Source organism: Phocaeicola coprocola DSM 17136 (assembly GCF_000154845.1).
In the GTDB taxonomy this organism is placed as follows: Bacteria; Bacteroidota; Bacteroidia; order Bacteroidales; family Bacteroidaceae; genus Phocaeicola; species Phocaeicola coprocola.
Window position 1 is genome coordinate 1 of record NZ_DS981485.1, and the last position, 24,695, is coordinate 24,695.

Consider the following 24,695-nt stretch of genomic DNA (forward strand, 5'->3'; position numbering starts at 1 on the left):
CAGGTACGTTACCGGAAGGAGGTTATTGCTGCCGGTACCGTTACCATCGGTCTATATCATCATCACCTTTCTGCCAGAACCGTCGTACTCGGACTTCTCCATTGCAGACTGTCAATGTTACGGTTGTTCAGCAGCCTTCTTGCTCTGAGGTACGGCCGAAACGGTGTTTCCTGCTGTCCTCAAGTTGAAGCCTGAGATTGGATATCTCATTTGCAAGCATCATGTTCACCTCGTCTTTTGTCTCAAGCTGCTTTCTCATAAGTTCCATTTCCTTTCGATTATTCTCGACTGTTGTGGACAACTCATTGATTGTATCAACCAGAGCCTTGGAGTTCTCTTTGTTTGATTCTTCAATAGCCTTAAGCCTCGCAATCAGTTCGTTTACCTGTTTGCGAAGCCCCGCCTTTTCCTCATTCGCCAGACCCAGTTGGCAGCAAAGTAACTCGTATGCCCTTTCATCAATCATGATATAAAGGTACGAAAAATCAGGCAGTTACGCAAACTTTTTATCGTTTATTCTTATATTATTTTTATTGATAATCAATGTATTAATATTAATCTTTCGGACTGACGTACATCTTGTCAACTACTATACTTTCCGTAAGATAGGCCATGTCCGACCATTGTATCCGGTAGCATTTGGAGACTTCATCAAACACAGGTTTCTTGAATCTCCCCATGACAGGACGTTTCTCGTAAAGCACATAAAATCCGCGTTCATAATGAAGTATTTTCACAACTTTTCGGTTCCTGGACATGAACATATATACATTGGATGCATCGCTCGGGTCAAGTGACATCTCTTCCCTTATACTCTCACACAGGCGGAAGATTCCTTTCCGCAAATCCACATTACCGTTGAACAGGTAATAGTTCAGGTTAGCGCTAAGTCCAAGCATATCATCCTATCATTTTATTAAGCAACAGACTCAAATCAAGAACTGTGGTATTTCTTAGGAACAATGTGGCACCTGATGTCAATTGCAGTTTTACCCACTTAATCGGAGATTCACCTTCAGGTTGTTTCACCTCCAACTTTACGGTTGGACTGTTGCAAGGCTTGCCGGTTATCCGGACTTTGGCAACCTTGGGCTGCTCAACCTGGACTGTCTTGCCTAACTTTTCGCTCCATAGCTGATGACGCTGCCAGTTCATGAACTTGTCGTAATTTACTCCATAATCCGCACAGAACTCACGAAGATCCTTGGTCTCACTGCATAACTGATAGAGGTCATATACCTCCTGGTAGTTTACTTTTTCTTTTGCCATAATCATTGTTGTTTAAGGGTTACGGCGCAAAGGTAGGTTTAGGGAACATGCGTGTCAAGGCGGAAAATAGAATGGTTACTTTATGTTCAGTTTTTATACCCGAGGGATGTCATTTATAGACATGGCTTATCTAAAGAAAAGTAATTTGCAAAACGGTTTTTTATCATATCGCAGAAAAAAGACCAACCAACAGCTAGTAATCAAATGGGAAAAGCCCATGCAAGAAATCATAGATAAATACGATACCATAGGTTCTTCTTATCTATTGCCGATCATTCTCGACGCAAAAACGGATGAACGGAAACAATACAAGAATGCAGCCCAGCTGGTGAATTCAAAACTAAAGAAATTGGGAAAACAAATCGGCCTTCCTATTCCGCTGACGAGTTATGTGGCACGTCACGCCTGGGCTTCTATCGCCAGAAGCAAAAACATTCCGTTGGCTACCATCAGCGAAGCTATGGGACATGATTCAGAAAGCACTACACGGATTTATCTTGCATCGTTAGACACCTCCGTAGTGGATAAAGCGAACAGTATTATTTTAAATACACTTTAATTCACATTATAAAACAGTTTACGCCATAGGTTTCAGCATACGTGCCCAATCGGCCCGCTGTTATTCTATGGCAATTATTATTTTTATTTATCTGACAAAAAATAAGTTGGAATTATGTTATACAAATTGAAGTTTTCTTTCTGAGAGAAAGATTTGTAAATGCAAAAGTACAAAAGATAACACAAAAAACACTAAAAATCAGAAGAAAAATATTAGTCATACCATAAAAAATAAGAGGTATGATTAGAAAAAACTGATTATTTGTTGAGCAAATTGATTATACCAATCTTATAAATATTTGATATACATCAAAATACCAATCACCCCATTTCTCTCAGAAAGAGAAACACCGAAAATAGGAGAAATTTCCTATACGAATGCCATAGGAATATAATGAACAAGTATATACCCTATACTTTCAGTTGTATGACAAGATGGATTCAGAAAGGAAAAAGCCCCGTGAAAGTACAAAATTCTTGCTTGAAAAAGATTGAATAAATGACGGTTTTCTCCATAAGAGAAATGTTTTGAATATGCAAAAATACATAAATTATTGAACATAATAGCATAAAACAAAGAAAAACCTTAATAGCCACCTCGTTAAATGTCGTGGTTACATAACAAATGTTGAGTAAACTAGATTGTATTTACAGCGAATAATCCCTGTAAATCAATTATATATGTTAAATATTTATGTCCTCTATTTCTCTTATGGAGAAAAATAGGAATGCGGCAAGATAAAAGACGGCATGAATGGTTGATATGACAGCCAAAAAAGACATAAATTACTATAATACAGACCAATACATAAGTTGGGATGAACTATGGGTATATCTTGACCTGCCGTAATAACTAAAAAACACACGACGAATGAGTACTCCCATAACCACAAGGGAAGATCTAACTAGAATCCAATGGTTCGCCATGAGCGCTTATAAAAACGAGAAAAAGGCGGAAGAGATGCTCAAAGGCAAGGATGGTCTAGAGTATTTCATACCGAAACACTATGCCGTAAGGGTCTATCACGGAGTGAAATCCAAAAGGCTTGTACCAGTCATCCCGAATCTCGTCTTCGTGCATGCTTCCCGAAAACAGATCACGGATTTCAAAAAAAAATATAATTTCTTACAATTCATGATGTGGGAGAAAAGCACGGGACTGAAATATATCGTGGTGCCGGATAAGCAAATGGAGAGCTTTATCAAGATTGCCTCGCAGTATGAAGAAAACACTATTTATTATAAACCGGAAGAGATTGACATACGGAAAGGTACCCACATATGTATTTACGGTGGCAAGTTCAATGGAGTAAAGGGCGTATTCATGCGGGTGAAAGGAAAACGTCGCCGCCGGGTGGTTGTGATGCTTGAAGGGATTATGGGTATATCGGTAGAAGTTCATCCCGATTTGATTGAAGTCATCAATGATTCCGATTGTGACAAATTTTGAGAGATGACACAAAAAGGAGATGATGAAGTTCCCCTTCCTCGTGGCCTTACACAAATAAAATAATATTTGAATATATGTATTTTTGGATTGTAAATTGTTCACTGGCATTTTTGCTTTGTGTTCTCTGTGCGGGTATCGTCATTCCCCAGATTCTGCTAATCGCTTTCCGTAAGAAATTGTTCGACTTTCCCGATGAGCGGAAGGTACATCATTGTGCGGTGCCCCGATTGGGTGGTATCGCATTCAAGCCGGTAGTGTTTTTCACCATAGCCCTGTTGCTAGGAATCAATATGGTGCTGGGACATTCGGAGATATTGTCCGAAATCGGGAACGACGTGTGCTCTTTGGCTTTTGCTTTCTGCTCCATCATGGTACTATATCTGGTTGGCATGGCCGATGACCTGATCGGTATCCGTTATCGTGCCAAGTTTGTCATCCAGATTCTGTGCGGCGTGATGCTTATTGCCGGTGGGGTATATATCAACAACCTATACGGTGTTCTGGGCATCCATGCGGTGCCGTTATGGTTAGGATATCCCCTGACCATCCTGATCGTGGTCTTCATCATCAATGCCATCAACCTGATTGACGGCATTGACGGGCTGGCTTCCGGGCTATGCAGTATCGCCTGCCTATTTTATGGACTGACTTTCTTTATGCTCCATCAGTATGTTTATGCCATGCTGGCGTTTGCCACATTGGGAGTGTTGGTACCATTCTTCTATTACAATGTTTTCGGGAACGCCAAACACGGAAGGAAGATCTTCATGGGCGACACAGGCAGTTTGACCATCGGCATGATGCTCTGTTTCCTCAGTCTCAAACTGACCATGTGCGGACTAGACGATAATACAGGAAATGTACATCCGATGGTGCTGGCCTTCTCACCCTTGCTGGTTCCATGCTGTGACGTGGTCAGGGTTTACCTGCATCGGGTACGCAACGGAAAGAACCCGTTCCTGCCGGACAAGAACCATATCCACCATAAGCTGCTTGCTCTCGGAATAAAGCAGCGCAATACCATGATCATCATTGTTTCCGTGTCAACTATATTCATACTGCTCAATATTCTTCTGTCCCTTTATCTCAATGTGAACTGGATCGTTTTGGGTGATATATTGATATGGACTCTCGCCAACATCAGGCTGACAAAATCTATCGCACAACTTCAATCGGAACAGAAAACCAACAAATAAAAATCAATAAATATGAAAATCAGATACATTTTATCCTTATTAACCGTGGCCTTTCTATTGGGATCATGTGCCACACCGAAAGTCGCTTATTTCACGGACCTGAAACGGGGTACCGCAGAGCAAGTCTTGAACCCGCTGGAAATCCGGATACGTCCAGAAGACAAGATTTCCATACAGGTCAACAGCAAAGACCCCTTATTAATGAACCTTTTCAACCTTCCGATCATATCCCGACAGATTGGTACGACATCAGGTACATCCAATAGTCAGGGAATATCAGGATATACAATAAATAAGGATGGGGATATTGATTTTCCTGTGCTGGGACATATCCATGTGGCAGGAATGACACGCGCGGAGATCGCCTCGTATATAAAAGAGGAATTGGTTTCAAAGAATCTCGTGAAAGACCCCGTTGTTACAGTGGAGTTTATGAACCTGACCGTTTCAGTGTTGGGCGAGGTTGCCACCCCCGGACGTTTCAATATCGAAAAGGACAAGCTGACACTTTTGGAGGCCTTAAGCATGGCCGGGGACCTTACCGTCTATGGGAAACGGGAAAACGTGCTGGTACAACGGGAGGAAAACGGGAAAAAAACCCTGTATCAGGTCAACCTGAATTCGGGATATGACCTTTATGCCTCTCCTGTGTATTATTTGCAGCAGAACGATATCGTTTATGTGGAACCCAACTCAATGAAAGCACGGCAGGCGACCGTCAACGGCAATAACGTCCGCTCAGCCTCTTTCTGGATGTCATTGGCCTCGTTGCTGACGACCATTACCGTGTTGATTGTAAAATAATATAGAATCAGATATGATGACCGTAAATCAAAAGAATATAAAACCGGGGCAGCAGGATGATTTCCTGCGAATACAGGACCTGTTATACCTGTGCCTCGCAAGATGGAAGTGGTTCGTCTTGTCTTTAGCGGTAACGATCGGTGCCGCTACTGCCTATCTGTTACGCACTCCTGCCGTATATACACGTACCGCTTCGGTATTGATCAAAGAGGATTCCAAAGGCAAGTCGGTCTCCTCGGATTTGGAATCCTTCTCGGAGTTCGGGCTGTTTCAATCCGGTACAAATGTGAATAACGAACTCATCACCTTTCGATCACCGTCTTTAATGACCGAAGTGGTTAAACGGTTGCGTCTGGATATGAATTACTTCGTTCGGGGAAAATTCCACCGTCAGGTAGCCTATGGACTGACATTACCGGTGGATGTAACGATAAATGACTTGCCTGAGAATGAATCAGCCGGTTTTACGTTGGAAATACAGCCGGACGGTACGTTATACCTATCCGACTTTATACGTAACGGGACAGATCTTGAAGAAAAGGACGTAAAGGGAAGCTTGCTCGACTCCATCACTACGCCATTGGGAAAAATCATTATCCATACAACACCCAATTACGTGAAAGGCGAGGCATATACATTATATGTAGGCAAATCCAGTCTGTATAACGCCGTCAACTCCTGCTCGTCCAATCTGTCCGTTTCATTGAACAGCGAGAAAGCGTCAGTCATAGACTTGTCATTCAAGGATAACTCCACACAGCGGGCAGAAGATGTATTGAGCATGTTGATTTCCGTTTATAACGAGAATTGGGTGAAGGACAAAAACCAGATCGCTGTCAGCACCTCAATGTTCATCAACGAGCGTCTGGGCGTAATCGAACGGGAACTGGGAAATGTGGACGAGGATATCTCCTCTTACAAGTCAGAACATCTGTTGCCCGACGTGCAGGCGGCATCGAGTATGTATATGGCTCAAAGCAGTGCGGCCAACGCGCAGATCCTGTCCCTGAACAACCAGCTTTATATGACCCGTTACATCCGGAACTATTTAGCCAACGATGCCAACCGTACCCAACTGCTTCCGGCCAACTCCGGCATTGAAAGCGCCAATATTGAATCGCAGATTGCCGAATACAACAAGCAACTGTTGCAGCGCAACAGTCTGGTTGCGAACAGCAGCACGGAAAATCCGCTGGTCGTGGATATGGATCAGGCTCTGGCATCCATGCGTGGGGCGATAATCAGATCTATCGACAATCAGATAGTGACCTTGAATTCGCAGATAAAAAGTTTGCGGCAGACGGAGCAACAGACGACATCACGTATAGCGGCCAACCCAACACAGGCCAAGTACCTGCTTTCGGTGGAGCGCCAACAGAAGGTAAAGGAAGCTCTTTACCTATTCCTGTTGCAAAAGCGTGAAGAGAACGAACTCTCACAGGCGTTCACGGCTTATAATACCCGCATTGTTACCCCGCCACACGGCAGCATGTTGCCGACATCCCCTGTGCATAAAAATATCTTTATGGTCGCATTCGCTCTGGGGCTGCTCATTCCGATAGTCATTATCTTCATGCGCGAGAATATGAATACCCGTGTACGGGGAAGGAAAGACCTGGAAAACCTGACTATACCGTTCATCGGTGAAATTCCGCTGTTCACAAGAAAGAAAAAAGGGATATTAGGAAAGAAACCGCAGGAAGTCAAGGCCGTTATCGTCAAGGAGGGCAACCGTGACATCATCAACGAGGCATTCCGCGTATTGCGTACCAACCTGGAATTTATGACCGGCAAGGACAAGACTTCGAATGTCATCATCATGACCTCATTCAATCCGGGCAGCGGCAAATCGTTTCTGACCATGAACATCGCCGTGAGCCTTGCCATCAAAGGAAAAAAAGTGCTGGTAATCGACGGAGACCTGCGCCACGCCTCTGCATCATCCTATATCGACTCTCCTGACAAGGGATTGAGCGACTATCTGGGAGGTCGTATCGATAATCTGGATGAGATCATCGTACCCGATCCGAAACATAAATCTATGGATATACTACCCGTGGGAACGATTCCTCCTAACCCAACGGAATTATTGTTCGACGAGCGGTTAAAGCAGACAATCGATACTGTAAGGGAGCAATATGACTATGTGCTGATCGACTGTCCGCCCGTTGAACTGGTGGCCGACACGCAAATTATTGAGAAACTGGCCGACCGTACCGTTTTCGTAGTTCGTGCAGGATTACTTGAACGGAGTATGCTTGCTGAATTGGAGAAAATCTACGAGGAGAAAAAATACAAGAACATGTCCCTGATCTTGAACGGGACCGAGGGAAGTGGCGGTCGCTATGGATACCGTTATGGCTATCGATATGGTTATCACTACGGTTACGGCTCAGGATACCACTAAGGTTCCGACGGAAAACAGGGTGGGGATAAATGGATGATTATTAATTAAAAAAAATAAAATGTTTTATATAAAAATACTCGTATCATTGTGTGGCCATTCAGGAAACGTATATCGCTGAAAGATAGCGGTATATTCAAGAATTTTACCGACTGTCACTCGCACATTCTGCCGGGTGTGGACGACGGTGTGCAGACGATGGAAGAAGCATTGGAAATACTGCGCCTGTATGAAGAGTTGGGCATAAAATCCGTATGGCTTACACCGCATATCATGGAAGATATGCCCAACACCACACTGCACCTCCGGGAGCGTTACGCTGAACTTCAAGCCACCTATAGCGGTCCGATAAAACTGCATCTGGCCTCAGAGAACATGCTTGACAACCTCTTCGAGGAACGGTTGGAAAAGAACGATCTGCTGCCCTTGGGTGAAAGCGGTGACCATCTACTGGTGGAAACCTCCTACTTTAACCCTCCGATGGGATTGAACAACATTCTGCTCCGCATCAAGGCTAAAGGCTATTATCCCATTCTTGCCCATCCGGAACGGTATGTTTATATGGGTGAGTCGGATTATCAACAATTAAAAGACATGGGAGTGAAGTTTCAGTTCAATCTTCCGTCAATAGCGGGTATGTATGGCAACCGGATTAAGAAAAAAGCCATGCTGCTATTAAAAGAAAAGGCTATTACTCATATAGGAACGGACATTCACAATTACAATATATTTCAAAAGTTCATTTGTACGAGTATTACAAAAAATATACAAAACTGTTTAATTGATAGTCAGACTGTTATAGTTTAAATAGATTATAATTATCGGTTATTAAGACCTGTAGATTCTGTTTAACTTTTTCTCTCTAGGTGGATTTGCATAAAATACATACAAAAAAATCCAACAGGCTGGAATTCAATGGAAATTGTAACAATCGACTTGGAGCAGATACACACAATCTCTCTTTTATCCAAACCAGTCTTAAAATAAATCATTACACCCCTATCAAGCAATAGGCTTGCAACTTCAACATAAAACAACAATCCATATGTCATTAACAAAAGTTTTAGTTACTGGTGGAGCGGGATTCATCGGCTCCAATTTATGTGAGTATTTATTGGCTCACGACTATGATGTAATCTGTTTGGATAATTTTTCCACAGGTAAACCTGAAAACATTTTTCCATTTCTACAACGATATCCGAATAAGTTTAAACTTATCGTAGGAGATATACGGAATCTGAACGATTGTAAGAAAGCTGTAGAAAATGTAGATTACGTTATGCATGAAGGAGCATTAGGCTCAGTTCCACGTTCTATCAAAGATCCTATAACTACAAATGAAACTAATATATCGGGATTCTTAAATATGCTGACAGCCGCTCGCGATGCCAATGTAAAGCGTTTTATATATGCAGCAAGTTCTTCTACATATGGAGACAGTCAGTCTCTTCCCAAAGTAGAAGATGTGATTGGTAAACCGCTTTCGCCTTATGCCATAACAAAGTATGTAAACGAGCTTTACGCCGATGTGTTTGCCAAAACCTATGGAATGGAATGTATCGGCTTACGATATTTCAATGTTTTCGGTCGTCGTCAAGATCCATTCGGGGCATATGCTGCGGTGATTCCTTTGTTCGTTAAGAAATTCATGGCTCATGAGAGTCCTGTCATTAACGGAGATGGTGAATATAGCCGCGATTTTACTTATATAGACAATGTGATTCAAATGAACATGCTGGCTATGACCACGACAAATCCGAATGCAACCAACCAAGTATACAATACTGCTTTCGGAGAACGCACCACATTAAACCAGTTGGTCGGTTACTTGAAAGAATTTTTGAGTGAATTTGACCCCGAAATTGCCAACGTGAAAATAATTCATGGTCCCAACCGCTTGGGGGATATTCCCCATTCCTTGGCATGTATTGATAAAGCAAAATCCCTTTTAGGTTACAATCCTCAATACAGTATGCGTGACGGTTTGAAAGAGGCTGTCAAATGGTATTGGAAGAATATTTAAAGTAATAATAACAGATGAAATTATGAATGAAACTAAAATTTGCGTAATTGGTCTTGGTTACGTAGGGCTCCCTTTGGCTCGTCTTTTCTCGACAAAGTATAAAACGATAGGTTTTGACATGAACCAAGCTCGTGTGACTGCTTTGATGGCAGGTCATGATGCGACACTCGAAGTGTCAGATGAACTACTCCAATCTGCCCTTGCCAATGGTTTTAAGTGTACTGCCAATATAGAGGAAATCCGTGATTACAATTTTTATGTAGTTGCCGTTCCCACTCCGGTAGACAAAAACAACAATCCGGATTTGACTCCGCTTTACGGTGCCAGCACAACTGTTGGTAAGGTAATCTCCAAAGGGGATATTGTGGTGTATGAATCTACTGTTTATCCAGGTGTTACAGAAGACGAATGTATCCCGGTTGTGGAAAAAGTGTCCGGATTGAAATTTAATGAAGATTTCTTTGCTGGCTATAGCCCTGAACGTATAAATCCGGGAGATAAACTTCATACAGTAGAAAAAATCAAAAAGGTTACTTCCGGTTCTACGCCTGAAATAGGTAAGAAAGTAAATGAGGTATATGCTTCTGTAATTACCGCCGGTACACATCTCGCTCCTACGATGAAAGTAGCGGAAGCAGCCAAAGTAATAGAAAACTCACAGCGTGATATCAATATCGCATTTGTGAATGAGCTATCCAAGATATTTACTAAAATGGGCATTGATACACAGGATGTACTGGAAGCAGCTTCTACCAAATGGAATTTCCTGCCATTTAAGCCTGGGCTGGTTGGAGGCCATTGCATTGGAGTTGATCCGTATTATTTGGCTCAATGTGCACAACGTCACGGTTATAATCCTGAGATAATCTTAGCCGGTCGCCGAATGAACGACGGTATGGGGGAATATGTGGCCAACCAAGTTGCGAAATTGATGCTGAAGAAAGGAATACAGGTGCTCAACTCTCATATCCTCATATTAGGGTTTACTTTTAAAGAAAACTGTCCTGATGTGCGGAACACAAAGGTTATAGATATTTACAATGCTTTGCGAGAGTATAACGTACATATCACCGTATATGATCCTTGGGCCAATCCTGATATAGTTATGCGAGAATATGGAATCTCGGTAACGAACCAACATCCTTTGGATAAGAAATTCGATGCGGCAATTATAGCTGTAGCACACGAACAGTTTATAGGCTTTGATGTAAAAACGTTACTAAATGCTCAACACGTCATATTCGATGTTAAAGCTATCTTTGAAAAAAACGTTGTAGATGGTAGACTCTAATCGGATTGTCTCCTTTGACATATTGAAAGGGGGAGGAATTTTATTGGTCATCCTTGGTCATATACAAATCCCTTACATGTTGAAAACCGTTATTTACAGTTTTCACATGCCCCTTTTTTTTTTTGTGTCAGGCTGTTTCTTTCGTCCAATCAGTTTGAGAGAGTTTTTTGCAAAAAAGACCAGACAATTACTGATTCCTTGGGCCTTTTTTGCCTTTTTGTTGTTCGCATATTTGTTCGTTTTGAAACTTAACGAAACTCATAATTGGGCAAAAGCGATCTCGCTCCCTGTAACGAGTATGTTTGATGGTTTTCTCGGTGATGAAAACTCTTTTATTTTATTTCATGTAATTTGGTTTTTAATTTGTTTGTTCGAGGTTTCATTCGTTTATTTATTGATACATAAAATCACCCCTACAATAAAGCATTAACAATCAGCGCATTATGTATATTATTATATGGAGTAGGATATTGGTTAAATGCTAATAACATTGATTTGCCATATTTTATTGACACAACAATGTCTACCTTGATTTATTACCATCTTGGTTTTTGCTTCATGCGGAACAAATGGTACGGCATGAAGGTTTCACCGATATACTCATTATTCTTGCTTATTATCGCCATTGTTTTCATCGTTCTATTTCCCTCTTACGTTGACTTAAAATCAAACAATTTTCCATTGCATCTATTGTTGCTTTCAATGGTTTTTATTATGAATTTTTATTGGTTTATCAATTCATATTTTAATTCGAGAAAGCTGAAACTTATTCCATTGGATAAAATATTGATTTGGTGTGGAATTAACAGTTTGGCATTATTGGGGCTACATATATTATTTGTAGATACATTCTGGATCGTGCGCAATAAGTTACATCTTGTAAACTACAGTTGGACCATATTGGAATTTGCACTCATTGTTGCAATATGCTATTTTGCGACAACCTTAATAAAAAGATACATTCCGTCTGTATTAGGAAGATCATAAGCTTGCTATGAATAAGACATCGTCCGTAAATAATAAAAAAATATTCAAGAATACAGTGGCACTTTATGCACGTATGTTGCTGTCCATGATTGTATCACTATATACATCACGGATCGTGTTAAATGCACTTGGTGTAGATGATTATGGCATTTATGGACTTGTCGGCGGTATTGTTGTCCTATTTAGCTTTTTGAATGTAACGATGAGTGGAGCGACTTCACGCTTTCTTACAGTCGAACTTGCCAAAAATGACCCTCGACAACTCCAACAAACATTCAATACAGCCTTTATATTACATATAGGAATTGCAATTATAGTCTTGTTTTTGGCTGAAACGGTCGGACTTTGGCTGTTATTCGAAAAATTGAACATTCCAGATGAGAGAATGAGTGCAGCTGTTTGGGTGTATCAATTTTCAATAATTTCCTCAATGGTCAGCATCACTCAAGTTCCATACAATGCGACTCTTATTTCGCACGAAAAAATGGACGTGTATGCTATTGTGGAAATTGTTGGATCACTGTTGAAGTTGCTGATCGCTACACTTCTACTTATTACAGTATGTGATAAGCTCATTTTATATGGAGGACTTATGCTCTTATCTTCATTCTTGATTGCAATGACATATCGCATTTATTGCATTAGGCATTATGACGAATGCCGGATTAATTGGGAATGGAATAAGGTTATCGGCCGTTCTCTGTTTAGCTTTTCAGGATGGAATCTTTATTCCAATATTTGCTTTACTACTCGTCAACAGGGAACAAATATGTTGCTTAATATATTTGGCAGTACAGCTGTTAATGCCGCAGCCGGATTGGCAACAACTGTGCAACTGATGATTGAACAAGTATCAACCAATTTGGTAATGGCTTCGAGGCCGCAAATTATAAAGCAATACGCATTGACCGATTTCAATGCCATGATACAATTACTAAAGCAAACTACTTGTTTGGCAAATGTGTTATATCTGTTGGTTGCTATTCCTTTTATCTCTGAAATACATTATGTAATGAATTTATGGCTCGTGGAAGTTCCTCCATATACAATTGAATTCTGTATTTTATTGATAGTCTCAAGCTTCATATCATTGAATAATAATATTATATATATTGGAATACAAGCTGTCGGACGTTTGAAATTTTATTCATTTATGGCGGGGACAGTATCATTATCAGTCATTCCGATACTTTGGTTATTGTTTAGTAAAGGTATCGGCTTGACTTGGGCTTTTGGATTGCCTATAGTGAGCACATTATTGATTTATATCGTTTGCTCATATACACTCCATCATTATGTTGAAGATTTCAAACCGATACGTTTTTTCTTCACAACGATGGTAGTGAATCTTTTCATAAGTATTCCTTCTTTTACCGCAATCCTACTCATACAACATATCTTGGTTGAGTCCTTTACAAGAGTGATTATCGTGGCTCTTAGTTCTTCAATAATATTGGTTGTTCTGTCCTATTATGTGCTATTAGACAAAGAAAATAAGAAAAAAGTAAAAGCATTGATTTTAAACAAATTAAAACGATGAATAAAAACATACTTATAATTACTCCTTTTTTTCCGCCACAGACTCATGCTGCGGTATTTAGGGCATTTAAACTTGTAAAATATCTTAAACGTACAGGTTGGAATCCGATAGTACTGACGGTTAATCGTAATTATCTATATTTAGAAGATCCTGATTTGTTGGACGAAGTCCAAGACGTGCCTATTTATCAAGCCAATTATATAGAACCGACATTGCGCGGCCTTAGAATGTTGCTTGGAGGAGAAGATACTTCACTCAAAGCCATTACAGCCAAAGCAAAAACTATTGGTGCACAGTCAAAAAGCACGGATACAGTCACCTCTAACAAGCAATCTTTATTCGGTAAGTTTTATAAATATATACTAGACCGATGGATTCAAGTTCCCGACCGCTTTAGATTCTGGGAAAGAAGTGCCGTGAGGATGGGACGAAAAATAATTAAAGAACATGATATATCTATCATATATACCACTTGCCTGCCTTTTACCTCAAATAGAATCGGTATGCGACTTAAACATCTAACCGGAGTAAAATGGGTTGCTGATTTCAGGGATCCTACCACATACGCTAAGCGAATGTATTCTGATTATTTTCCTGTTTTTGCCAAGCAAAAGAAAATTGAACAAGATACTTTTAAATACGCTGATGCTATTACTGGTCTGTCGGGAGCATACCTGAATATATTTAATGATTTATATGAGGGACGATACTCAAATAAATCATATTTTATTCCAACTGGAGTAGATGATGATTATTTGCCTTCTTTTCAAAATAGAGAAAAAGAGAATTATATAATATTCGTGGGTGAATACCTCCATGAATATAAAGATAATTTCTTGAAAATATTTGCCGAAGCTGTCAATTCTAAGGAATTAAAAGGCAAGGGTTGCACCCTTAAAATTGTGGGTAATAAGAATATCAATCAAAAACAAACGGAAGAATTTGTCAATGATTTGGGAATCTGTAACAACGTGGAATATATCAATCATGTACCGCAGCGTAAATTGTATGAATTGATAGTTAATGCAAAAGCAGCAGTACTTATTCCCGGACACACGGCTTTATGGTGGACTAATTTCGCAAAAATGGTCGATTATATCGCATTACAAGTGCCTGTATTAGCAATGGTGCCCATGACTAGCGAAGCACGAACCGAATTGATAAAAGCAGGCATAGGTATTTTTATAGATACTCCTCAGCAAGGTGTTACTGTCATCAAACAAGTATTTAGCGAAAAATTTCCAATGACGGCAAACAAAGAATATTGCCGCCGTTACTTGGCATCGCAACAAACAAAATCTTTCATTGATATTTTCCAAAAAATACAATAGAGATGCATATAGCGTTTTTAACTACAGAATATCCGATATTGGGTATGAAATGTGGCGGAATCGGAATTTTTATCAAACATTTGTCTCATCTTATCGTTAAGAGTGAGACTGGTGTGAAGGTATCAGTTGTGTATTGGGGCAATAAGTTTACAGAAACTGTGTGGGACGATGGTATATCTGTGATACCTATAAACCAGCCTCATAAGTCTCCATTTTCTTCTTTTATCAATAGAAGGTATCTAAATAAAAAGTTAAATCTATTAGTGGCAAAGATTGGCATCGACCTCGTTGAATCTATCGACTGGGAGGGACCTTTGGCTTTTTGTAGTTTATCTGTACCAGTAGTTACAAGATTACATGGTTCAAATGTGTATTTCGATCATTTGTCTGGAAACAAAACTCCATGGAACGTACGGCTTATGGAATATAATGCTTTGCGTAATTCTGATGCCTATATAGGAGTTAGCCGACAGGCTCTCGACCTGACGGATAAATTATTCAGTCTGTCTTCGAATAAGAGAAAATGTGTAATATATAATCCTGTGGATATAAACATGCCCCCTCTTTCATCTAGTGACATGAACAAAAATACAATAACGATACTTTATTGGGGGACAATTGTTGAGAAAAAGGGGGTACTTGATTTGCCTCTTATTTTCAACAGGATATGCGAGCAAAACGACAATGTCAAACTCATTCTCATCGGACAGGATGCAGTAGTGAATGGTTCTTCGACATGGGAAAAATGCAAATCTCTCTTTTCAAAGCAATCGATCGGTTGTGTATCGTATTTAGGTCGCTTACCTTATGACAAGACTATGTCATACGCTAACAGTGCCGATATTTGCATATTTCCAAGCCATGCAGAAACTTTCGGTTTGGTCTTACTGGAGGCAATGTTACTGCGGAAGGCAATTGTTTGTTCCGATATCGATTGTTTTCAAGAGATTATAGGAGACAGTAACTGTGTTTGCAAATGCAGGGTGAAACGTATCGATGAATTTGCAGAGGCTTTGCAACGGCTAATCTCGAATCCCATTTATAGGTGTGAACAAGCCGACAGGGCTTATCTAAATGCAACTGCTAGATTCAACACCAACGAGATAGTGGCACAAAACATCGAATTTTACAATCGAGTTATAAGAGATAGCTCCAAACATCATGTAGAAGAATCCTAACTCAACTGCTTTATTAGAAAATTTAAACGGACTTTTTATTTATAAAATCACATATTCATACGAAGGGGAGTTAAGGCTTTTTTTGTATTGCCATCTTGAAGAAAGTCAAACATTTCAGTACAACTACGTAAAATATAGAAATGCTTCATTATAGTGAAATTTCTGATAGAGTATAATTCCTAAACGAAGTGATTAATTTCTTAACTCTTGATTCATATTATTCATAAACGCCTTATGCAAAAAGGGATAAGCATTATTTTGCCCACACTTAATCGGGCTGATTATCTGGCAAGTACAGTTGATTGCTTAATAGAGCAAGATTTTGGGGAGCCGTATGAAATAATTATTGTAGACCAATCGGCAGCCATTGACAGTACTATGTATAGTCGTGCAAAAGATAGTGATACATTGATTAAGTACTATCATGTGACTGAATTTAGAGGGCTACCTGAAGCTCGTAATTTCGGTGTGCAACACACACAATACGCCTACATCCTATTTCTAGATGATGATATCGAGTGTGACTGCAACCTGCTCAAAGAGCATTACAAGTTCTTGTCACAACCTGATATCGCAGTAGTGGCAGGGGGAATTACAGAAAAATATAAGAATAATCCCAAATCGAAAAATGTAGGCAAGTTCCATTTCTATACGGCAACTCCAGAACGGGGATTCCACATTAATCATAAAGAATATGTAGATCATGGCGGAGGTGGAAATTATAGCATAAAAAAAGACATATTTTTAGAAGTTGGTGGTGTTGATGAATATTTGAATTATGGAGCTGCTCTATATGAAGAAACCGAAATATGTTTACGAGTAAAGGAACTTGGATACAAAGTTTTTTTTAATTATGATGCTCATGTATGGCACTTGGCTGCTGATACAGGCGGTTGCAGGGTTCTGGATATCAATCGCTATATTGCTTCATTAGTACATAACCGGGCTTTATTGATTAGCCGTCATCTCAAATGGTATCATAGGCCGACTGCTTACATCTATTTGTTGCGTCTTGTTGCATCATACGCTTTTACTTACCGCAATCCCGGACTGTTTAGACTTTTTGCAAAAACTTATAAAGAAGGTTATAAAAAAGGAAAACTAACTCCTAAATATACTCATTATGCAAACATCTAACAAACACATTTTTATTGTAACCTATGATTATCCACCAAGTAATGGTGGTATTGCAAGGCTTTGTTTTGAACTGAAAAAATATTTAGAGAAAAAAGGACTGAATGTTACAGTCATTTGTCCCCAAAGTACTTCTACCGATGCAGAGGAGGATAATAATGTGGTGAGATTGCATGGAAGAAGAGGAATATTGGAGTTGCGTACATTGAAGTATTTACGCAAAAAAACTGTTCCCGGTGATATTGTAATTACCGGGAATTATCATCCAGAGGGAATGCTGTCTCTATTGTCAAACAGAGAAACCTATATATTGGCACATGGAGCCGAATATCTTGCCGGAAAGAGTTTTTTCCGACGCTGTATTTGGCCTACTTATCGACGTTTTATACTAAGAAACGCCTCTTGCGTGATTGCTAACAGTCATTATACAGAGACATTAGTAAAACATTGTTCTCCAAATGCTAAAACAATCGCTATTCCGTTAGCGGTTGATGCAATTCATTTTCGCCCTACTTGTGAAAAATATAAGGATGGCTTGCTACACCTCTGTTCTATTTCTCGATTGGAAAAATTTAAAGGACATGATTTTATTATCCGGACGATAGCTTCTTTACCGGCAAAGTATAAGCAACAAGTGCGATTGCATCTCGGAGGTAAAGGAAAATATAAGAGTGCACTTGAGCGGATGGTTACCGATTTAGGATTGTCAGATATTGTATCATTTGAAGGTTTCATTGATGATAATAAACTTTGCGATTTCTATTCAGCCTCGCATATATTCATTCTCTGTACACGTGAAGAAGCGGATAATAGGAATGTAGAAGGATACGGGCTTGTTTTTGCCGAAGCGCAAGCTTGTGGAACCGCCGTTATAGGTACTCGTACAGGTGGCATTCCCGATGCTGTCGAGGAGAATAATGGCGGTTGGTTGATACATCAGGACGCCCACGAAGAATTGGAGAATTTACTCATTAAGTTAATCGACGATAAATCTCTTGCTATAAATGAAGGTCGTAATGCACGTCGGCGCATAGAAGCTAAAATTACGTGGGAACATTATGTGGACCAAATTTGTGATGTCATTTTATGAGTATTAGTCTATATATAGCCTTATATTACAACTTGTTGCTGCTATTAGTTGTTTACATCGCTATTCAACCGGTCAGGGCAGAAACAGTAAGACAGCCTTATATCAACAACCAGATATTTAGCCTTGCTTTACTCTTGATTGTATATGTTCATGTAACTTTCCGACCGACCGATTATCACTACTTTGGAGATACTTCAGCTTATGCCATGGCTTTCCAAAAGAAAGCCTTCTATGGTACGGTTGCTATAAGAGATAGAGATATTGGTTTTGAGTATCTTACCTATTGGCTTTCACAACTCGTCAATTTAAAAGGGTATTGGTTTGTTCTTTGCTCATTATATATATTGCCTGTTTTCTTTGCTTTAAAGAAACGATTCAAACAACAATATGCTGTAGCACTAGTGTTGTTCGTTTGTTCTTTGAGTTTTTGGGGATACGGAGTAAATGGACTGCGTAACGGAATAGCTACATCGTTAGTTATCTTCTCTTTTCTTGTTCCAAACAACGATATTAAACGAATTCCTGTTTGGATTATAGCATGTCTTTTCCATCAATCCGTCATGTTGCCAATTGGCTGTTTCTTGCTGACCCGACTTTCAAATAATCCCAAACACTACTTATACTTATGGGGAACGTTTTTCCTGCTTATGCTTGTTGCACGTGATTCTTTCTCCACTTTGTTGACAAACATTCCTTGGTTTGAACAGGATAAAAGGATGTCTGAATATTTGAATATGTCTTATAAAGGCATGGAGCAAATGTTCTCTAATATTGGATTTCGCTGGGACTTCATTATTTATAGTTTGATACCCATTATCGCAGGAGTGAAATATATCTATACATATTGCTACGAAGACAAATTGTTTATCCGTTTATTTAATACTTATATAGCAAGTAATGCGTTCTGGCTATTGACCATTCATGTACCGTATAATAACAGATTTGCTTATCTATCTTGGTTTCTTTATCCTATAGTATTGATATATCCCTTGCTAAAAGATAACTTAATAAATAACCAGGGAGAACGAATAAAATGGATTATTCTATGTTATTATATGTTCACTTATGTAATGTGGATAAAATAAAATACAAAACAAATAGAAAAAGATTTTTATGAAAGATTTAGTTACTGTATTTACACCGGTATATAATAGGAAGAATTTAATTGGAAATCTATATCAGAGTTTGTTGTCTCAAACCTATAAAAATTTTGAATGGATTATTGTTGACGATGGGAGCACTGATGATATTGATGAAATTATAAAATCTTATCAAAATGAAGATCGTATATTAATTCGTTTCATCAAACAAGAGAATGGTGGAAAACATAGAGCAATCAACAATGGCGTATTACATGCAAAAGGAGAATTATTTTATATTGTAGATAGTGATGACTATTTAACAAAAGACTCTATAGAACGAATAGTTTTTCATTATCAATATATAAAGAATAATGATAAATTTGCTGGAGTTTGTGGTATGAAATGCTTTCCAGATGGTTCTCGTATAGGGAAAGAGGTTACATGGAAAATTTTAAAAGATTCTTGGATTAACTATTGGATTATAAAAAATATAAAAGGGGATGTTGCGTTTGTTTTTAAAACATCAGTCCTGAGAAATTATTTATTTGACGATATACCCGGAGAAAAATTTTGTGCAGAAAGTTTGGTTCTAAACCGTATTGGAAAAAATTACCTTATGTTATTTTTTAATGAAAAAATATACATCGCAGAGTATTTATCAGACGGTTTATCTGTTTCATCAATCAAAAACAGAATGAATTCACCTAATTATGCCATGAGAATTTATTCAGAAATGGCATCACTAGATATTCCATATTTAAAAAAAATAAAAGCTCATATAAATTACTGGCGTTTTGCTCCTTGCTCTAAATTGAAAATGAAAAATAAAATAAAACAAATAGGAATTTCTAGTTATATTATTTTTATGCCTATTGGCTATTTGTTTCATATGAAAGATAAAAAAAACAATTATATAGATATTAGACATGTCGGATCTAAGCGGTAGAACTTTATTTAAACGGATTAAACCATTAATTAAGGTATTCGTTATAGTAGATTCATATCTTCCTAGGAAACTTAATAATTTTTTATTTGTAAGTTTAAGAGGTATTGGAGGAAAAGTTGGTATTGTGATTAGATACATATTGGTGAAAAATCTAGCAAAAAAATGCGGTGATAATGTTGTAATTAAAGAAAATGTATATATATCTAACATAGAGAAACTAGAACTGGGAGATAATATCAGTATTCATCCGATGTGTTATTTTGAATGTAGCGGAGGATTGATGATCGGAAATAATGTGTCTATTGCCCATTCAAGTTCAATACTAACAAGTACTCACACTTATTCTGATTTTAATTTACCTATTAAATATAATGAAATCCTAAAAAAAACGGTAGTTATCCATGATGATGTATGGATTGGTTGTGGAGTGAGGATTTTATGTGGAGTTCACATTGATACAAGATGTATAATAGGCGCAAATAGTTTGGTTAATAAAAGTGTTGACTCATTCTCTATTTATGGGGGAGTTCCTGCAAAAAAAATAAAATCTTTTCAATGAAAAAAAAGAAATTATTCAAAATAACAAATTCAGCTTATTTTCAAGTCCGGCAACTTCAAGGTCAATTGAATTATTTTTCCGCATATTTCGATGTCATTGCCGTTGCCCCTAAAGGAGAAGGTTGGGAGGAATTACAGAAGCAACAGGCACGTTGTATTCCGGTAAAAATGTCAAGAGCCATAAATCCGATTTTCGATTTAATAACTCTTTTCCAATTGGTAAAACTTTTTATCAAAGAGAAGCCGACTATTGTTCACTCGCACACCCCCAAAGCTGGTCTTTTGGGTATGTTAGCAGCATGGATAGCACGTGTGCCGATCCGTATGCACACGGTAACAGGCTTCCCATTGACGACGGCTACGGGCATAAAAAAACAAATTCTTCGTTTTACGGAACGGTTAACTTACGCTTGTGCCACAAATGTATATCCCAATTCACAAAAGATGTGTGATATTATTTGTTCAATGGGGATCGGCAATCCTAAAAAAATGCTTGTTATCGGTAATGGTGGTTCAAATGGAATTGATACGGCATTCTATTCGCGAAATGCTACACAAGATATTAAGATTTCAACTTTCGATTTCACGTTTGGTTTTGTAGGTCGTATATTTTATGAGAAAGGAATCAATGAATTAGTAGCTTCTTTTATTCGATTACAGAAAGATTATCCTAACATAGGATTACGTTTAATCGGCTTTATGGAAGAAAACCTTTATCCGGTTGATGATTGGGTAAAACAAGAGATTAGCACAAATTCTCACATTGAGTTTGTCGGCTTTCAACAAGATGTTCGTCCCTATCTAATGGGGTGTGAGGCTTTTGTTTTTCCCTCCTATCGTGAAGGTTTCCCTAATGTTGTCATGCAAGCTGGGGCCTTGGAATTACCACAAATCGTTACAGATATCAATGGTTGTAATGAAATAATTGTTCAAAACAAAAATGGAATAATTGTTCCACCACAAGACGAACACGCATTGTATAAAGCCATGAAATATTTTTTGGATAATCCTAATGAGGTAAAAAGAATGGCAAAGAATGCAAGGGCAATGATTACATCACGTTACGAACGCAATAAATTTTGGAAATTGATGCTTGAAGAATACTATCGGCAAATTAAAAATCGAATTAAATAACATCTATGCAAATCATACTGTTATCCGGCGGTTCTGGTAAACGCCTATGGCCGCTTTCCAATAATACACGGTCAAAACAATTTATCAAACTGTTGACTGCGCCCGATGGCTCGAAAGAGTCGATGGTGCAGCGGGTGGTACGGCAATTACGAGAAACCGGCATCTGTGATTCGATTACTGTGGCAACAAGCCAGTCACAACGGGATATCATCATCAACCAGCTTGGAGAAGAGATTCCTGTAGTTACGGAACCGGAGCGTCGCGATACATTCCCGGCTATCGCTCTCGCAAGCTCGTATTTGGCCTACAAACGAAAATGTTCCACCGATGAGATTATAATCGTCATGCCTTGCGACCCTTATACCGAAACAGGTTATTTTGAAACGATTCGCAGGATAGCGGATGCAGTGAAAAACAATGTAGCCGAACTAGTATTGATGGGAATTAACCCCACATATCCGTCAGCAAAATACGGATATGTAGTGCCAGTCAATGATGTACAGAACAAAGGAATATTTCAAGTATCACGCTTTACGGAAAAGCCAGATATGATAACTGCCGAGAAACTTATTTCAGAGGGTGCTTTCTGGAACGGAGGCGTATTCGCTTTTCGGTTGGGGTATATGACAGATATTGTAACCCGACACATCAAAACCGACACTTTTTCAGAAATTCGTTCTCGCTATGGGGAATTTCCGAAAATCAGTTTTGACTACGAAGTCGCTGAAAAAGCGCAGTCGGTAGCCGTCGTACCTTTTGCCGGAGAGTGGAAAGACCTTGGTACATGGAATACGTTGACTGATGAACTATCGGAACACACCATGGGCAATGTTGTCATGGATGAAGAATCCGAAAATACCCACGTCATCAACGAACTTGGACTGCCAATCATGTGCATTGGCACACGGAATCTAGTTATCGCAGCATCAAATGATGGAATCCTAATTTCGGACAAAGATAAAAGCGAGAACATCAAAACTTACGCTGACTGCCTACAACATCGGCCAATGTTCGAAGAACGTCGCTGGGGTGAATACAAAGTTGTCGATACCGCCGAGTTTTCCGACGGTTACAAATCACTTACCAAGCAACTGAAAATCAAATCCGGTAAGAGTATCAGCTATCAGGTACACCGCCATCGCGATGAAGTCTGGACGTTTATCGACGGCGAGGGAGAACTGGTACTCGATGATATCAGGTCGGTTATCAGCAGAGGCGATACGATTACAATCAAGAAAGGTGTTAAACATGCAGTCAGGGCTATCTCTGAATTGACGTTCATCGAGGTGCAGTCCGGAAATCTACTTGCAGAAGAAGACATTGAACAATTTGACTATAAATGGTAAAATCCTTCGTTAAAACCTCTGACAAAAGAATGAAGTTGGTTTACAAGAAAGTTATCGAACCTCAATTAGGCAACCTGATATCCATATTGAAAAAGAAATGATAATCTATAGCATTGATTATTATCAACAAGATCAAGATTGTACTCAATGTGGAAAACATTCGGAATGTATTTGCCGGTAAAATGATAAAATATCACTATCCATATGTAAGTAAGTATATATACCGGACACAGGATCTTGCGAAAGTAGCTTCGTTTTCAGATTCTAAACCGCAGAAACAGCATTACGCAAAAATTAATGGGTTGGAAAAACTTATTATAAATACTGGTAATGAACCTTTTCATTGATTTTTCTAATGAAAAAGACCATCCTTCAATACATGACCGATATCTATCAGGAAGATATTCCCAAACATATCCTTCAAGAAAACAAGATACGCCTGAATTCTTTTTTCCTGGAACAGGAATCCGTACAGAAGAAAGGGACTCAGTTTATATTCAGATATGCATTCTACTCCGTTGAGAAACCCCGAAAGATCACGAAGCAGCATCTATTGAAAGAATATGCAGGGGTGCCTTTGGAAAAAAGGAGCGTACAACCGGAACAAATACCCGATATGAAGCAATATAGTGATATAATACTGTATGGAGATGCCAGCTCTCCTGAAGCACAGCAACAGCTGGCGGAATACCTCCAACAACATAATTCATTAAAAGTCCAGTTGTCTTTTTTTGACAAGAGAAATGATTCCACTAGCAAGGATGAACAAGCCATCGCATATGCGGAACTACAGAAGGCGCTATTTTTTTGCCAAAGAAAAAAGATACCTCTCCTGTTCGTTTCCTTAAAAGGGATGATAGACGACATCCGTTTTCTCAATCTGCTGGAGGAGAGCCATGTCGATTTCAGATGTATCGATTTTCCATGGTTCTGCAAGGAGAATCTGCCTCTGATAAAGGCAGTTGTGCTATATGAAAAGTTGGAAATAAGAATAAATGTATAAGATATCAAGCTTACAGATTGGACTTCAATGTTGCAGCATTGAGGTTTATGAGAAACAATTCTAAATATATTTCTGTTTGGCGAAATCTTATTCTAAAAGGAACTCTAAATAAAAGAATCCACCTTCAGATATCTTTCTTCACTTATCCTCAAAGTATATAATCCAAACATAAATATCAGACCTATTTTCCCTATAACTGAGTAATAAAAAGATTATTCCCCAACACCGTAAACAAAGAAATAACAGAAGCACTTTAAAATGGTGTATCTAACTCACTTTTTTAAGGATAATATCCCTGTTACAGTTATCTGTAGCAGGTGATCCTTTCAAATTGGGCATTAGATGCACCCTTTTCCTTATTCCAACAAATG

Annotated in this window: 21 protein-coding genes and 2 pseudogenes; 20 read left to right on the plus strand and 3 right to left on the minus strand. The window is 38.9% G+C overall.

Going from position 1 to position 24,695, the window contains the following annotated elements:
• Positions 1-54 precede the first annotated feature (54 nt).
• The 3 genes and pseudogenes from BACCOP_RS10850 to BACCOP_RS10860 form a co-directional block, all read right to left on the minus strand.
• A pseudogene (locus BACCOP_RS10850) lies at positions 55-466 on the minus strand (hypothetical protein); the annotation flags it as partial.
• Positions 467-554: 88 nt separating this feature from the next.
• Complete coding sequence (gene tnpB / locus BACCOP_RS10855) at positions 555-899, minus strand: IS66 family insertion sequence element accessory protein TnpB (RefSeq protein WP_007567398.1); 345 nt, start codon at positions 897-899, stop codon at positions 555-557.
• 1 nt (position 900) lies between these two features.
• Entirely contained in the window at positions 901-1,269 is a 369-nt protein-coding gene (locus BACCOP_RS10860) for a hypothetical protein (protein WP_009131422.1), read from the minus strand.
• Between the two features lie 79 nt (positions 1,270-1,348).
• Here BACCOP_RS10860 and BACCOP_RS10865 point away from each other — a divergent pair.
• The 20 genes and pseudogenes from BACCOP_RS10865 to BACCOP_RS10970 form a co-directional block, all read left to right on the plus strand.
• A pseudogene (locus BACCOP_RS10865) lies at positions 1,349-1,828 on the plus strand (tyrosine-type recombinase/integrase); the annotation flags it as partial.
• A gap of 870 nt (positions 1,829-2,698) precedes the next feature.
• Entirely contained in the window at positions 2,699-3,277 is a 579-nt protein-coding gene (locus BACCOP_RS10870) for a UpxY family transcription antiterminator (protein ID WP_005868833.1), read from the plus strand.
• A gap of 74 nt (positions 3,278-3,351) precedes the next feature.
• The gene (locus tag BACCOP_RS10875; protein WP_005868835.1) at positions 3,352-4,473 is read left to right on the plus strand and encodes an MraY family glycosyltransferase; all 1,122 of its coding nucleotides are present in this window, start codon (positions 3,352-3,354) and stop codon (positions 4,471-4,473) included.
• Between the two features lie 12 nt (positions 4,474-4,485).
• Complete coding sequence (locus BACCOP_RS10880) at positions 4,486-5,277, plus strand: polysaccharide biosynthesis/export family protein (RefSeq protein WP_005868837.1); 792 nt, start codon at positions 4,486-4,488, stop codon at positions 5,275-5,277.
• A 16-nt stretch (positions 5,278-5,293) separates the two neighbouring features.
• Positions 5,294-7,684, plus strand: coding sequence for a GumC family protein (locus BACCOP_RS10885; RefSeq protein WP_008782414.1), 2,391 nt, complete (start codon positions 5,294-5,296; stop codon positions 7,682-7,684).
• Positions 7,685-7,771: 87 nt separating this feature from the next.
• Positions 7,772-8,488, plus strand: coding sequence for a tyrosine-protein phosphatase (locus BACCOP_RS10890; RefSeq protein WP_005868841.1), 717 nt, complete (start codon positions 7,772-7,774; stop codon positions 8,486-8,488).
• A 238-nt stretch (positions 8,489-8,726) separates the two neighbouring features.
• The gene (locus tag BACCOP_RS10900) at positions 8,727-9,704 is read left to right on the plus strand and encodes an SDR family oxidoreductase (RefSeq protein WP_005868843.1); all 978 of its coding nucleotides are present in this window, start codon (positions 8,727-8,729) and stop codon (positions 9,702-9,704) included.
• Between the two features lie 22 nt (positions 9,705-9,726).
• Positions 9,727-10,995 carry a nucleotide sugar dehydrogenase gene (locus BACCOP_RS10905; RefSeq protein ID WP_005868845.1) on the plus strand — a complete coding sequence of 423 codons (1,269 nt, stop codon included), beginning with the start codon at positions 9,727-9,729 and terminating at the stop codon, positions 10,993-10,995.
• The gene (locus tag BACCOP_RS10910) at positions 10,982-11,425 is read left to right on the plus strand and encodes an acyltransferase family protein (protein ID WP_005868848.1); all 444 of its coding nucleotides are present in this window, start codon (positions 10,982-10,984) and stop codon (positions 11,423-11,425) included. The genes BACCOP_RS10905 and BACCOP_RS10910 overlap by 14 nt, the downstream gene beginning before the upstream one ends.
• A gap of 564 nt (positions 11,426-11,989) precedes the next feature.
• Positions 11,990-13,522, plus strand: coding sequence for a lipopolysaccharide biosynthesis protein (locus BACCOP_RS10915; protein WP_005868853.1), 1,533 nt, complete (start codon positions 11,990-11,992; stop codon positions 13,520-13,522).
• Positions 13,519-14,853, plus strand: a complete 1,335-nt coding sequence (locus tag BACCOP_RS10920; protein WP_005868855.1) for a glycosyltransferase — start codon at positions 13,519-13,521, stop codon at positions 14,851-14,853. Before BACCOP_RS10915 ends, BACCOP_RS10920 begins: the two co-directional genes overlap by 4 nt.
• A 2-nt stretch (positions 14,854-14,855) precedes the next feature.
• On the plus strand, positions 14,856-16,031 hold the full coding sequence (locus BACCOP_RS10925; RefSeq protein WP_005868857.1) for a glycosyltransferase family 4 protein: 1,176 nt from the start codon (positions 14,856-14,858) through the stop codon (positions 16,029-16,031).
• A 234-nt stretch (positions 16,032-16,265) separates the two neighbouring features.
• Positions 16,266-17,168 carry a glycosyltransferase family 2 protein gene (locus BACCOP_RS10930; protein ID WP_005868858.1) on the plus strand — a complete coding sequence of 301 codons (903 nt, stop codon included), beginning with the start codon at positions 16,266-16,268 and terminating at the stop codon, positions 17,166-17,168.
• Complete coding sequence (locus tag BACCOP_RS10935) at positions 17,155-18,255, plus strand: glycosyltransferase family 4 protein (RefSeq protein WP_005868860.1); 1,101 nt, start codon at positions 17,155-17,157, stop codon at positions 18,253-18,255. Before BACCOP_RS10930 ends, BACCOP_RS10935 begins: the two co-directional genes overlap by 14 nt.
• Complete coding sequence (locus BACCOP_RS10940; RefSeq protein ID WP_005868861.1) at positions 18,252-19,340, plus strand: EpsG family protein; 1,089 nt, start codon at positions 18,252-18,254, stop codon at positions 19,338-19,340. Before BACCOP_RS10935 ends, BACCOP_RS10940 begins: the two co-directional genes overlap by 4 nt.
• A 28-nt stretch (positions 19,341-19,368) precedes the next feature.
• Positions 19,369-20,283, plus strand: a complete 915-nt coding sequence (locus tag BACCOP_RS10945) for a glycosyltransferase family 2 protein (RefSeq protein WP_005868862.1) — start codon at positions 19,369-19,371, stop codon at positions 20,281-20,283.
• A complete protein-coding gene (locus BACCOP_RS10950; protein WP_005868863.1) occupies positions 20,264-20,842 on the plus strand; it encodes an acyltransferase in 579 nt (192 codons plus the stop codon). Before BACCOP_RS10945 ends, BACCOP_RS10950 begins: the two co-directional genes overlap by 20 nt.
• Positions 20,839-21,975: a glycosyltransferase family 4 protein gene (locus BACCOP_RS10955; RefSeq protein ID WP_005868864.1), complete on the plus strand. Its 1,137-nt coding sequence runs from the start codon at positions 20,839-20,841 to the stop codon at positions 21,973-21,975. Before BACCOP_RS10950 ends, BACCOP_RS10955 begins: the two co-directional genes overlap by 4 nt.
• Positions 21,976-21,980: 5 nt before the next feature.
• A complete protein-coding gene (locus BACCOP_RS10960) occupies positions 21,981-23,321 on the plus strand; it encodes a sugar phosphate nucleotidyltransferase (RefSeq protein ID WP_005868865.1) in 1,341 nt (446 codons plus the stop codon).
• 355 nt (positions 23,322-23,676) lie between these two features.
• Positions 23,677-24,324, plus strand: coding sequence for a hypothetical protein (locus BACCOP_RS10970; protein WP_005868866.1), 648 nt, complete (start codon positions 23,677-23,679; stop codon positions 24,322-24,324).
• Positions 24,325-24,695 lie beyond the last annotated feature (371 nt).